The organism is Streptomyces sp. NPDC051567 (assembly GCF_044454165.1).
In the GTDB taxonomy this organism is placed as follows: domain Bacteria; phylum Actinomycetota; class Actinomycetes; order Streptomycetales; family Streptomycetaceae; genus Streptomyces.
Window position 1 is genome coordinate 418284 of sequence record NZ_JBITDK010000001.1, and the last position, 11539, is coordinate 429822.

Sequence of the window (11539 nt, forward strand, 5' to 3'; positions counted from 1 at the left end):
GGAACGGGGCGGCTACAACACGCTCTCCACATGTTCGTACGGCCGTCCGGAGAGGGCCGTGTACATCCTGACCTGCGGTGGCGTGTTCGGTCCAGATCTGTCCGAACAGTCTCGGACTGAGGTGAACGAGACCAGGACCGAGAACAGCCAGTCCCGGCTGCCGGTGATCACTGCGAGACGATCGGAGCCGGTCAGGTGAGTGAGGACTCCCGGCTTTGGAGTGCTTGTCCCGCGAGGGCGGCGATGTGTCCGACATGCTCTCGCAGCCGGGCAAGCTCCGTGGTCTGCTGCCGGCCTGCCAGGATCTCTGACAGGGCGGTGGCGACGGTTTCCTGGTGGTCGCCGGTGCCCAGGACCTGGGCGGCCCGGCGGAGCAGATGGGCATCCACGCTGACCGAGACCGAGTGGCGCGACTCAGGCACGGACGGGGCGGTGGATTCAGGGGCCCGCCTGGCCTTGCGGTGGGGTGCGGATGGTGCCGGAACAGGTGTGGGTTCCGCAGCCGGCGGGGATTCGGGTGCAATGGTGTCGGGGCTGCCGAGCACCGTGACCACCGGCTTTCGATAGCAGAAGCTTCGGCCCGTCTTGGTCGTGTGGACGACGAGCTCGATGGTGAGGTCGCAGACGGCCGGGCCGTCGACCCGTTCCAGCGCGTCCGTCAGGTCGGAGAGCTGTACGGCCAGATGCCACGAGCCCGTCATGAAGCGGAACGTGCCGAGCATGGGTGCCGCTGCGATCCGGAAGGTGATGTCGGTGGACGGCGTCGGTCCGCGGCCATTCCTGGCCGCCAGCTTTCTGTCCTCAAGCAACGGAGGACAGCCGCAGGGCCGGCCCTTCATCCTCTGCCGGTGACAGGAACTCCACGCCGTCGCACTCGTGGATGATGCCCGTACTGCCCCGGAGGACCATATGGGCCGCCACCGCGTCAGGCCCGTCCAGGAGAACGCGTACGCTCTCGCGGCTCGTCAGCACTTCGTAGGCAAGGCCGGCTCCTCCTGTCCCTTCGTTCGGTCGAGGTTCGCCACCCAGGAAGCCGGCGACACGGGCAGCTGCATCGGCATCGTCGGTGGTGACACGCCAGGCATGCAAGGCCTGGGGCAGTCCCTCGGACAAACGCCCTGTGTGGAAGCGTCCGGCTAGGGCGGCTGTGCTCTGCGTCATTCGCTACCTTCGGTGGAGGGGACGACAGCTGGTCTTCGCCATGTCCCGATGACACGGTGTACGCGACCTGCTAAAAGACGGTGCTCCCCATGGTGCTCAGCCCGACAGCTTCGTTCAGCCGGTTCCAGCCCAAGGGGCATCGCTGTCGCCGGCAGAGGGTGGCTGCCGGACACAGCCGGCACCGACTCGGCGGACGGGTCCCGTCAAAGCTCGGATTCGGGTCGTTTACGACCCTCTCCCGGGCCGCCCGGCCTAGGGTGGTCTTCAGGCATGAGCCCGTGACCACAGCGTGGAGGAGCCGATCATGAGTACTGCCCCGAATCTGCCGCTCCCGCCGCGCAGACCCGAAGAGCCCCGTCCCCAACCCCATCCGCTACGGACGATCCGGGAGATCCGGGAGTCTCTGCCCGAGCATCAGCTCGGTCACTTCGATGCCGAGCTGGCCGATACCGACATCGATGCCTTGCCCGACATGCTCCACCGCTGGGCGACGCTGGGCAGCGACGGATTCCTTGAGCGGCTTACGGCGGTCCCGTTCGAGGGTCTGGAGTTCGGGCAGCGGCCCTACGACGATGCGGCGGACGGCGAGTGATCTATCTGCTCGACACCAATGTGGTCGCCGAGATCACCACCCGGCCGAAGCCCGCCCCGGCCGTCGTCGCATGGGCTCGATCGGTTCCGTCTCCTGCCCTCCACCTGAGCGTCATCACGGTTGCAGAGATCGAAGCCGGCATTGAGGGAACACCTGATCCGGTGCGGCGTACGGTTTTCGAGCGGGCGCTCATGGACATCCGCGATCAGTACCGTGACCGGATCGCCGCCGTCGGCGAGCGGGAGGCGCTCGCCTATCTCGCTCTTCACCGGAGGCTCAAGAGTGCCGGAACCAGCATCGATCCACCCGATGCGCTGATCGCTGCCACCGCCCTGGCGAACGGCTGGACGCTGGTGAGCCGCAACATCAAGCATCTGGCGCGATCAGGTGCGCTCCTGCTGAACCCTTGGGAGTACGAGGGATAGACCATCGAAGCCGGAACGTAGGGAAATATCTGATTGTGGGGCAAATGGGCGAGACTCGGGCGGGGGCCACGGAACGCAGAAGACTCCGGCCGGTTTCCCGGTCGGGGCCTTCAGGTACCCGGAGTGTCCCGGCCGTGCCGGGCAACGCGAAGAGCCCCACCGCAAGCGGTGGGGCTCTTCAACGTATTGCCCGGTGAGAGCAATGGCGGAGGATACGAGATTCGAACTCGTGAGGGGTTGCCCCCAACACGCTTTCCAAGCGTGCGCCCTAGGCCACTAGGCGAATCCTCCGCCGCAAACAATACAAGACGTTGAGGGGTGCTCGCGAACGTGATCGTCCTCCGGTGCTCCGGGCGGGGTCCGGCTCGATTCCCGGGGGGTACATCCGCTAGGGTGGGGCCCAGCCCCTCACGTGGCGCTATCTCACCCAACTCCCCCAGGGCCGGAAGGCAGCAAGGGTAAGTGGGCTCTGGCGGGTGCGTGGGGGGCGCTTTGCGTTCCGGGGCGGGTCCGGTCGCGGCCGATGGGCCGCTGTTGTCGGTGGGCCCGGATAACCTCGTATACGTGTCGTCCCTTGCGCTGTACCGCCGCTACCGCCCCGAGTCGTTCGCCGAGGTCATCGGTCAGGAGCATGTCACTGCACCGCTGATGCAGGCCCTGCGGAACAACCGGGTCAATCACGCGTACCTGTTCAGCGGGCCGCGAGGGTGCGGCAAGACCACCAGCGCGCGGATCCTCGCCCGCTGCCTGAACTGCGAACAGGGACCCACCCCGACCCCCTGCGGGGAGTGCCAGTCCTGCCGGGACCTGGCGCGCAACGGTCCCGGGTCCATCGACGTCATCGAGATCGACGCCGCCTCGCACGGTGGTGTGGACGACGCCCGTGACCTGCGGGAGAAGGCGTTCTTCGGCCCGGCCGCCAGCCGCTACAAGATCTACATCATCGACGAGGCCCACATGGTCACCTCGGCGGGCTTCAACGCCCTGCTGAAGGTGGTCGAGGAGCCGCCGGAGCACCTCAAGTTCATCTTCGCCACGACCGAACCGGAGAAGGTGATCGGGACCATCCGGTCCCGGACGCACCACTACCCCTTCCGTCTGGTGCCGCCCGGGACCCTGCGGGAGTACCTGGGCGAGGTCTGCGGCCGGGAGGGCGCCCTGGTCGAGGACGGCGTGCTGCCGCTCGTCGTCCGCGCGGGCGCCGGTTCCGTGCGCGACTCGATGTCCGTCATGGACCAGCTGCTCGCCGGCGCCGCCGACGACGGTGTGACGTACGCCATGGCCACCTCGCTGCTCGGGTACACGGACGGGTCGCTGCTCGACTCGGTGGTCGACGCCTTCGCCGCCGGGGACGGGGCCGCCGCGTTCGAGGTCGTGGACCGGGTGGTGGAGGGCGGGAACGACCCGCGCCGGTTCGTCGCCGACCTGCTGGAGCGGCTGCGCGACCTGGTGATCCTGGCCGCCGTGCCCGATGCCGGGGAGAAGGGGCTGATCGACGCCCCCGCCGATCTCGTGGAGCGGATGCAGGCCCAGGCGTCGGTGTTCGGGGCCGCCGAGCTGTCGCGCGCCGCCGACCTGGTCAACACCGGGCTCACCGAGATGCGGGGCGCGACCTCGCCCCGGCTCCAGCTGGAGCTGATCTGTGCCCGCGTGCTGCTGCCCGCCGCCTTCGACGACGAGCGGTCCTTCCAGGCCCGGCTCGACCGGCTGGAGCGGAGCGGGCCGCCCGTGTTCCCCTCCGGGCCGGGCGCCGCGCCCGCGATGGGGTACGTGGCCGGGCCCGAGGCCCATGCCATGGCCCCCGCCGGTCCCGGTGGCGGAGCCGTCGCCGCGCGTGCCGCCGTACGTCCTCCCGAGCCCGTGCGTCCTCCCGAGCCCGTACGGGCCCCTGTGCCGGAGCCGGAGGCCGTGGGCGCGCCGCCCGCACCGGCGCCCGTCCCCGCACCGGCGCCGACTCCCACCCCCGCACCCGTGGCCCCACAGGCCCCGGCGGCGGCTCCCGCGCCCGGTGCCTGGCCCGGGGCCGCGCAGCCCGGGGCCTGGCCCAGCGCGGTCGCGCCCGGACAGGGCGCTCCGGCCGCCGCCCCGGCGCCCGCCGCCCCGGCCCCTCAGGCCCCCGCACCCGCCGCACCGCCCGTCGCCTCACCCGGCATGGCCGCCGGGGCCGGGCAGGTCCAGGCGATGTGGCCCGGCGTCCTGGAGGCCGTCAAGAACCGCCGCCGCTTCACCTGGATCCTGCTCAGCCAGAACGCCCAGGTCGCCGGTTTCGACGGAACCACCCTCCAGCTCGGCTTCCCCAACGCCGGAGCCCGCGACAACTTCGCGAGCAGCGGCAGCGAGGAGGTGCTCAAGGCGGTCCTGGCCGAGCAGTTCCAGGTCAACTGGAAGATCGACGCCGTCGTGGGCGGCGCGGGCCCCACGCCCGTGACGAGCGCGTACGCGGCCCCGTCGGCCGCCCCCGCCTACAGCCCGTCCCCGGCCGCCCCGGCCCCCGCCCGGCAGCAGCCGGACCGTCCCCGGCAGGCCGCTCCCGCGCCGCAGCCCTCCGTACCGCAGGCACCCCCGCAGCCGCCGCCCGTCGCCCCCGAGGACGACGTGCCGGAGGCGGACGATCCGGACCTGGTGGACAGCGCCCTGACCGGACACGAGCTCATCGTGCGCGAGCTGGGAGCGACCGTTGTGGAGGAATATACGAATGAGTAGCCCCGCCTGATTGGGTGGCCGCACGAAGCGGCCTTGGCGTCGCGGGCTACGCTGAGCGGCGTGAAGGTCCTCGTCATCGGCGGCGGCGCCCGCGAACATGCCCTGTGCCGCTCTCTGTCCCTCGACCCCGACGTCTCCGCGCTCTACTGCGCTCCCGGCAACGCCGGCATCGCCGAGGTGGCGGAGGTGCGGCCCGTCGACGCCCTCGACGGCGACGCCGTCGCCCGTCTCGCCACCGAACTCGGTGTCGGCCTCGTCGTCGTCGGCCCGGAGGCGCCCCTGGTCGCCGGGGTCGCCGACCGCGTCCGCGCCGCCGGCGTCCCCGTCTTCGGCCCGTCCGCCGAGGCGGCCCGGCTGGAGGGCTCCAAGGCGTTCGCCAAGGAAGTCATGGCCGCCGCCGGGGTACCGACCGCGCGCAGCTACGTGTGCACCACCCCGGAAGAGGTCGACGCGGCCCTCGACGCCTTCCACGGCGCCCCCTACGTCGTCAAGGACGACGGCCTCGCGGCCGGCAAGGGCGTCGTGGTCACCGAGGACCGGGACGCCGCCCGCGCGCACGCGCTCGGCTGCGACCGCGTCGTCATCGAGGAGTACCTCGACGGCCCGGAGGTCTCCCTCTTCGCCATCACCGACGGCGTCACCGTGCTGCCGCTCCAGCCCGCGCAGGACTTCAAGCGCGCCCTCGACGGCGACGAGGGCCCCAACACCGGCGGCATGGGCGCTTACTCCCCGCTGCCCTGGGCCGCCCCGAAACTGGTCGACGAGGTCATGGAGAGCGTGCTCCAGCCCACCGTCGACGAGCTGCGCCACCGCGGCACCCCCTTCTCCGGGCTGCTCTACGCGGGCCTGGCCCTCACCGGCCGCGGGGTCCGGGTCATCGAGTTCAACGCCCGCTTCGGCGACCCCGAGACCCAGGTGGTCCTGGCGCGCCTGCGCACCCCGCTCGCGAGCGTGCTGCTGAACGCCGCCAACGGCACCCTGGCCGCCGAGCCCCCGCTGAACTGGCACGAGGACGCGGCCGTCACCGTCGTCATCGCCTCGCACAACTACCCGGGGGACCCGCGCACCGGCGACCCGATCGAGGGCCTGGCCGAGGTGGCCGCCGAGGACGGCCCCGACACGTACGTCCTGCACGCCGGGACCCGGCGCGAGGGCGACGCGGTCGTCAGCGCGGGCGGACGGGTGCTGTCCGTGACGGCGACCGGTTCCGATCTGGCACAGGCCCGGGAGAAGGCGTATAAGGCGGTCGCGCGGATTCGGCTGGACGGCGCGCAGCACCGCACGGACATCGCCGCCGAGGCCGCCGCGCACCGCTGACCGGGCCCCCGCCCGCCCCGCCCTCCCCGGCCGTCCCCACGGTCCCCGCCCGGTCCGTCCCCCTCCGCTCCCCCGCCCCGCCCGGCCGACCTGCCGGGCGGGGCGGCCACGGGCCCGGTGCGCACGATGCGCGCACGGGTCCGCGCGTGCGAGTGCATCCGGCCGTGTTCGAACGCACCCACCTTTGCCCAAAGCCATTCCATCGGGTGATCGTCGGTTGGTATGCCTGACGTTCGGGCACGCCCCAACTAGGGTGCGGCGCAAGCGTTCCGGCACTTGGCCCACCGGCATTGCGATGTCGGTGACGGGTGTCACAGTGGGGGAGTGAGCAACGCCGCCGCAGGGCAGAGGGGGTGAGGTCCGGCCGTGTCCGGAACCGGTTCGACCGTGGAAGTGGGCGCGCCGTCCGCGCGTTCCCGGGCCCTGGCCGTGCTGCGCGTGCGCAGTACCGCCCTGGCGCTCGTCCTGACACCCGCCGCCCTGGCGGTGGTGCTGGTGGCCGCCCGGACGACGGGCCGGCTGGCCGGTGAGCCCTGGCGGGCCGTGATCCTCGTGGTCTGCGCGGCCGCCGGGCTGGTGCTGCTGGCCGGCGGAGTCCTCGCCGCCGTGGTGCTGCGGGCCAGACCCGCCGTGACGCCGACGGTGGCGCTCTCCGAGGCCGCCGCCCCCGACCTCTACCGGCTGGTGCGGGACCTGGCGGACCGCATGGACGTGCCGCCGCCCTCCGCGATAGCCCTGACGCCCGACTGCGACAGCTGGCTGGAGGACCGGACCCACCCGGCACACCGCCGGGCCGCCGTCTCCCCCGGCCCGGAGTCCCGGCCGGGGGCCGCCCCCGTCCTGGTGATCGGCTCGCCGTTCCTGTGGTGGATGCGGGTCGCGGAGCTCCGCGCGGTCCTCGCGCCGGTCGTCGCCGGCACGGGCCCCTCCGCACACCCGGACATAGCCGACGCGCGCCGCTTCGTCCGGGGGCTGGACGCCGCCGTCGACGTGGGCGCCGGGCCCGGCCTCGGCTGGATCGCCCGCCCCGCGCGGCTGCTGCTGCGGCTGTGCCGGGTGGACGCCGCCGAGATGGAGCGCGGGGTCGCCGCCGCCGCCTCGGAGCGTGCACAGGGTGTGGACTACGGGCTGCGCATCGTCGCCCAGGAACAGGTCGGCCTCGCCTACGCGGGCTGGGACCGGCTGCTGACCCGGGTCGCGCTGCCCGCCTGGCGGATGGGCCGCTGGCCCGCGCACCTCGACGCGGGGGTGGTCTCCGCGCTGACCGAGCTGTCCCGGCGGGACCGGCTGGCCGAGGGGTTCGCCTCCCGGCTGGGCGAACGCCCCGCCTGTGACCTGCTGGAACAGCCCGGAGCGGTGGACGAGGCCGCCTCGCTGCTGGCCGCGCGGCTCTTCCACGGAGGCCCGGCCGAGTGCGGGCCGGACTGGTCCCCGGTGGAGTGGGCGGCCTACCCGGAGGAGGTCGTGGACCGCAAGTGGCGTACGGAGGCGGCCCGCCTGCACGCGGCGCTGGACGCCCTGGCCGTACCGGCGGCGCCGGCGCCCGGTCCCGCAGCGGGCACCGCACCGCCCGGAGCCACCGGAGCCACCGCGCAGGCCGGACGGACCGTGCCGGTCAGGGCCGGCGGACCGGACGCGGGGGCCGGGCCCCCGCCCGAGCGGGACCCCGGGCGGAGCCCGCACGGGCGCCCGCCCCCCGTACCGGCGCCCGCGGCGGACGGCTTCGCCGGGCCCACCCTGGAGCGGGTGCTGGCGCACCTCACGGACCCCACCGGTGAGGGCGCGGCCGGGGAGGCGCTGGCCGGGCGGCTCAGCGGGGACCTGGCCCGCGAGGAGCGGACGGCCTTCCCCGCCGCCGGGTCCGGGAAGGCGCGCGGCGCGGACGCGGTACCGCTCTTCCCGCTCCAGCCGCCGCGCAGCGCGCGGGACCTGCTGGCCGACCACGTGACGGCGATGGTGTGCTGCGCGGCCGTGGACTCGGCCGGGGCCGCGCCCGGACTGGACTGGCTCGACGGCCCGGTCCTGCTGGTCGGTGGCGCCCGCCGGTCGGATCTGGCGGCGCGCGTGCTCTGCCTGGTGGAGGACGGGGACCCCGAGCCCCTGCGGGACTGGCTCGCGGAGCTCGGCGTACGCCCGGAGAAGCCGGTCCGCCTGGTCTGACGGGCCCCGGCCCACCCGGCACGACGCCCCTGGCCGGGGTCCGGCCGGGGGCGGCCCCCGGCCGGGGGCGGCCCGGGCCCCGGCCTCCCCCTGCCCTGCCCGGCTGCTCCGCCTTGCTCTGCCCCCCGGACCACAAGGGCCCCACCTGCCCCACCTGCCCCACCCGGACCCCGCACCATCCCCCCACACTGTCCCCTCGCGCCGTCCCCCTACGGCGCACCCCGCCCCCCGGCCCGGAAGCACGGACGCCCCGGACCAGGGGAGTGGGGTTCCGGTCACGCCAATTCGCGACGAACGGTGACGGAGTGCGTGCGTTATGTGATGTGCTGGGACCGGTCGCGGCTGGATGTCCTGAAACAGCGCGCGAACCGGCGTGAAACAGGCGCGCTCGGGGGAGTGAGGGAGGGGAGCGGTATGGGTACGGACCAGATCCGTCGCTGGGAGTCAGGTGCGCTCGCGCACGCGGTGAACGACCCCTTCGGGCAGGGCCCCCTGCCCTGGTTCCGGGGCAGTGAGCTGTACTTCGACGACACCGGCCACGTCGTCCCCTGGTACGTGGACCCGGCCAGCGCCGCCGCGGGCACCGGCCGCGTTCCCCGCGCCCGCGGCACCGGCGGCCCCCGCACCGCCGACGACGTGCACCGCCAGATCAAGGGCTTCGCCTCCACCGACGCCGTGGCCCCCGGCGAGGCCATCGACTTCCACATCACCGTCGACCCGCCCCAGCAGTTCTCCGTCGACATCTACCGGATCGGCCACTACGGCGGCGACGGGGCCTCCAAGATCATCACCAGCCCCCGGCTCTCCGGCATCGTCCAGCCGCCCCCCCTCACCGCCGACCGCACCGTCTCGTGCCACCACTGGTGGCTCTCCTGGCGGCTCCAGGTCCCCTCGTACTGGAACCTCGGGGCGTACGTCGCCGTCCTCACCACCGTCGACGGCTACCGCTCCCACATCCCCTTCACGGTCCGCGACGACCAGCCCGCCGACCTGCTGCTCCTCCTCCCCGACGTCACCTGGCAGGCGTACAACCTCTACCCGGAGGACGGCCGGACCGGCGCCAGCCTCTACCACGCCTGGGACGAGCGGGGCCGGCTGCTGGGCGAGGAGGACGCGGCCGTCACCGTCTCCTTCGACCGCCCCTACGCCGGTGCGGGCCTGCCCCTGCACGTCGGCCACGCCTACGACTTCATCCGCTGGGCCGAGCGCTACGGCTACGACCTCGCCTACGCCGACACCCGCGACCTGCACGCCGGCCGCGTCGACCCCACCCGCTACCGGGGCCTGGTCTTCCCCGGCCACGACGAGTACTGGTCGGCCCCCATGCGCCGCACCGTCGAGCGCGCCCGGGAGCACGGCACCTCGCTCGTCTTCCTCTCCGCGAACACCATGTACTGGCAGGTGGAGCTGGCCCCCTCCGCCTCCGGGGTCGAGGACCGCCTCCTCACCTGCCGAAAACGCCGGGGCCCCGGCCGCTCCAGCCTGTGGCGCGAGGTCGACCGCCCCGAGCAGCAACTGCTCGGCATCCAGTACGCGGGCCAGGTCCCGGAGCCCGCGCCCCTGGTCGTGCGCAACGCCACGCACTGGCTCTGGGAGTCGACCGGCGCCGCCGAGAACGACGAACTGCCCGGCCTGGTCGCGGGCGAGGCCGACCGGTACTTCCCGCGCACCCAGCTCCCCGCGCACCAGGACCGCATCCTGCTCGCCCACTCGCCCTACCTCGACCCCGGGGGCCACCGCCGCCACCAGGAGACCTCGCTCTACCGGGCCCCCAGCGGCGCCCTGGTCTTCGCCTCGGGCACCTTCGCCTGGTCCCCGGCGCTCGACCGACCCGGCCACGTCGACGAACGGGTCCAGCGGGCCACGGCCAACCTCCTCGACCGGATCTGCAAGAGGGACTGACCTGCGGGACCGAGCTACGGGGCCGACCCGAGGGGCCGGGCGGCGGGGCACCGGGCGGTGCGCGTGGACCGGCGGGCCGGGCCGGACGCCCCCCATCGAGGAGACGACCCCCTGCCGGGGAGGCGGGGCCCGGTGCGCGAGAATCGGGGTGCGCCTCATACAGAACCACAGGGAGACCCCGTGTCCGGATTCGTCGAAAAGCCCGAGCCGGTGCAGGTGCCGGGCCTCGTCCACCTCCACACCGGCAAGGTGCGCGACCTCTACCGGGACCAGGACGGCAACCTCGTCATGGTCGCCAGCGACCGCATCTCCGCCTTCGACTGGGTCCTCCCCACCGGAATCCCGGACAAGGGCCGCGTCCTCACCCAGCTCTCCCTCTGGTGGTTCGACCAGCTCGCGGACCTCGTCCCGAACCACGTCCTCTCCACCGGGCTGCCCGCCGGAGCCCCCGCCGACTGGGCCGGCCGCACCCTGATCTGCCGCGGCCTCGACATGGTCCCGGTGGAGTGCGTGGCCCGCGGCTACCTCACCGGCTCCGGCCTCGCCGAGTACGAGCAGACCCGTACGGTCTGCGGGCTCGCGCTCCCCGAGGGGCTCGTCGACGGCTCCGAGCTGCCCGCGCCGATCTTCACCCCGGCCGCCAAGGCCGCGGTCGGCGAGCACGACGAGAACGTCTCCTACGAAGAGGTCGCGCGCACCACCGGCGCCGAGACCGCCGCGCTGCTGCGCCGGACCACGCTGGCCGTCTACGGCCGCGCCCGGGACATCGCCCGCGAGCGCGGGATCATCCTGGCGGACACCAAGTTCGAGTTCGGCTTCGACGCCCAGGACGGCACGCTGGTCGCCGCCGACGAGGTGCTGACCCCGGACTCCTCCCGCTTCTGGCCCGCGGACCGGTGGGAGCCGGGCCACGCCCAGCCCTCCTTCGACAAGCAGTTCGTCCGCGACTGGCTGACCTCGCCCGCCTCCGGCTGGGACCGCAAGGGCGAACTCCCGCCCCCCGCCCTGCCGCAGGAGATCGTCGACCGGACCCGCGCCAAGTACATCGAGGCGTACGAGCGGATCACCGGCCAGACCTGGAAGAGCTGGTCCTGACCCCCTGCCCCGGGCCCGGCCCCTGACCCCCGGCCACGGGCCTCCCGGCGCCGGGCCCGCACGACGAAGGCCCCGGTCCAGTGGACCGGGGCCTTCGCGCTCTGAGCGGACGACGAGACTCGAACTCGCGACATCCACCTTGGCAAGGTGGTGCTCTACCAACTGAGCTACGTCCGCATGCGCC

The 11539-nt window shown here is 73.5% G+C and carries 9 protein-coding genes, 2 tRNA genes and 1 other RNA gene; 8 read left to right on the plus strand and 4 right to left on the minus strand.

The window, feature by feature from the left end; all coding sequences use genetic code 11:
* Positions 1 to 191: 191 nt before the first annotated feature.
* Together ACIA5F_RS01925 and ACIA5F_RS01930 are read right to left on the minus strand one after the other, a co-directional pair.
* Positions 192 to 839, minus strand: a complete 648-nt coding sequence (locus ACIA5F_RS01925) for a hypothetical protein (RefSeq protein WP_399348049.1) — start codon at positions 837 to 839, stop codon at positions 192 to 194.
* Entirely contained in the window at positions 802 to 1161 is a 360-nt protein-coding gene (locus tag ACIA5F_RS01930; protein WP_399348174.1) for a hypothetical protein, read from the minus strand. The genes ACIA5F_RS01925 and ACIA5F_RS01930 overlap by 38 nt, the downstream gene beginning before the upstream one ends.
* Positions 1162 to 1465: 304 nt before the next feature.
* Here ACIA5F_RS01930 and ACIA5F_RS01935 point away from each other — a divergent pair, with 304 nt between their 5' ends.
* Positions 1466 to 1753, plus strand: coding sequence for a hypothetical protein (locus ACIA5F_RS01935; protein ID WP_399348051.1), 288 nt, complete (start codon positions 1466 to 1468; stop codon positions 1751 to 1753).
* Positions 1750 to 2178 (plus strand): type II toxin-antitoxin system VapC family toxin, encoded by a 429-nt coding sequence (locus ACIA5F_RS01940; RefSeq protein ID WP_399348053.1) that lies wholly within the window; start codon positions 1750 to 1752, stop codon positions 2176 to 2178. Before ACIA5F_RS01935 ends, ACIA5F_RS01940 begins: the two co-directional genes overlap by 4 nt.
* 203 nt (positions 2179 to 2381) lie before the next feature.
* On the opposite strand, the gene ACIA5F_RS01945 is transcribed toward ACIA5F_RS01940, so the two are convergent.
* A tRNA-Ser gene (locus ACIA5F_RS01945) sits at positions 2382 to 2469 on the minus strand.
* Positions 2470 to 2577: 108 nt separating this feature from the next.
* Here ACIA5F_RS01945 and ffs point away from each other — a divergent pair.
* The 6 genes from ffs (at position 2578) to ACIA5F_RS01975 (ending at position 11355) form a co-directional block, all read left to right on the plus strand.
* An RNA gene (ffs, locus tag ACIA5F_RS01950) (signal recognition particle sRNA small type) lies at positions 2578 to 2676 on the plus strand.
* A gap of 66 nt (positions 2677 to 2742) precedes the next feature.
* Positions 2743 to 4881, plus strand: coding sequence for a DNA polymerase III subunit gamma and tau (locus tag ACIA5F_RS01955; protein WP_399348055.1), 2139 nt, complete (start codon positions 2743 to 2745; stop codon positions 4879 to 4881).
* A gap of 60 nt (positions 4882 to 4941) precedes the next feature.
* On the plus strand, positions 4942 to 6198 hold the full coding sequence (purD, locus tag ACIA5F_RS01960; protein WP_399348057.1) for a phosphoribosylamine--glycine ligase: 1257 nt from the start codon (positions 4942 to 4944) through the stop codon (positions 6196 to 6198).
* A 366-nt stretch (positions 6199 to 6564) separates the two neighbouring features.
* On the plus strand, positions 6565 to 8358 hold the full coding sequence (locus ACIA5F_RS01965) for a hypothetical protein (RefSeq protein ID WP_399348059.1): 1794 nt from the start codon (positions 6565 to 6567) through the stop codon (positions 8356 to 8358).
* Positions 8359 to 8772: 414 nt separating this feature from the next.
* Positions 8773 to 10260, plus strand: a complete 1488-nt coding sequence (locus tag ACIA5F_RS01970) for a N,N-dimethylformamidase beta subunit family domain-containing protein (RefSeq protein WP_399348061.1) — start codon at positions 8773 to 8775, stop codon at positions 10258 to 10260.
* Between the two features lie 180 nt (positions 10261 to 10440).
* A complete protein-coding gene (locus ACIA5F_RS01975) occupies positions 10441 to 11355 on the plus strand; it encodes a phosphoribosylaminoimidazolesuccinocarboxamide synthase (protein ID WP_399348063.1) in 915 nt (304 codons plus the stop codon).
* A 104-nt stretch (positions 11356 to 11459) separates the two neighbouring features.
* Here ACIA5F_RS01975 and ACIA5F_RS01980 read toward each other — a convergent pair.
* Positions 11460 to 11532: transfer RNA gene (locus ACIA5F_RS01980), tRNA-Gly, on the minus strand.
* Positions 11533 to 11539: the final 7 nt, after the last annotated feature.

Excerpts from the sequence above, each read along its gene's own strand:
- ACIA5F_RS01930 (WP_399348174.1), bottom strand. The coding sequence starts at position 1,161 with ATGACGCAGAGCACAGCCGCCCTAGCCGGACGCTTCCACACAGGGCGT.
- ACIA5F_RS01935 (WP_399348051.1), top strand. The coding sequence starts at position 1,466 with ATGAGTACTGCCCCGAATCTGCCGCTCCCGCCGCGCAGACCCGAAGAG.
- ACIA5F_RS01970 (WP_399348061.1), top strand. The coding sequence starts at position 8,773 with ATGGGTACGGACCAGATCCGTCGCTGGGAGTCAGGTGCGCTCGCGCAC.
- ACIA5F_RS01925 (WP_399348049.1), bottom strand. The coding sequence starts at position 839 with ATGAAGGGCCGGCCCTGCGGCTGTCCTCCGTTGCTTGAGGACAGAAAG.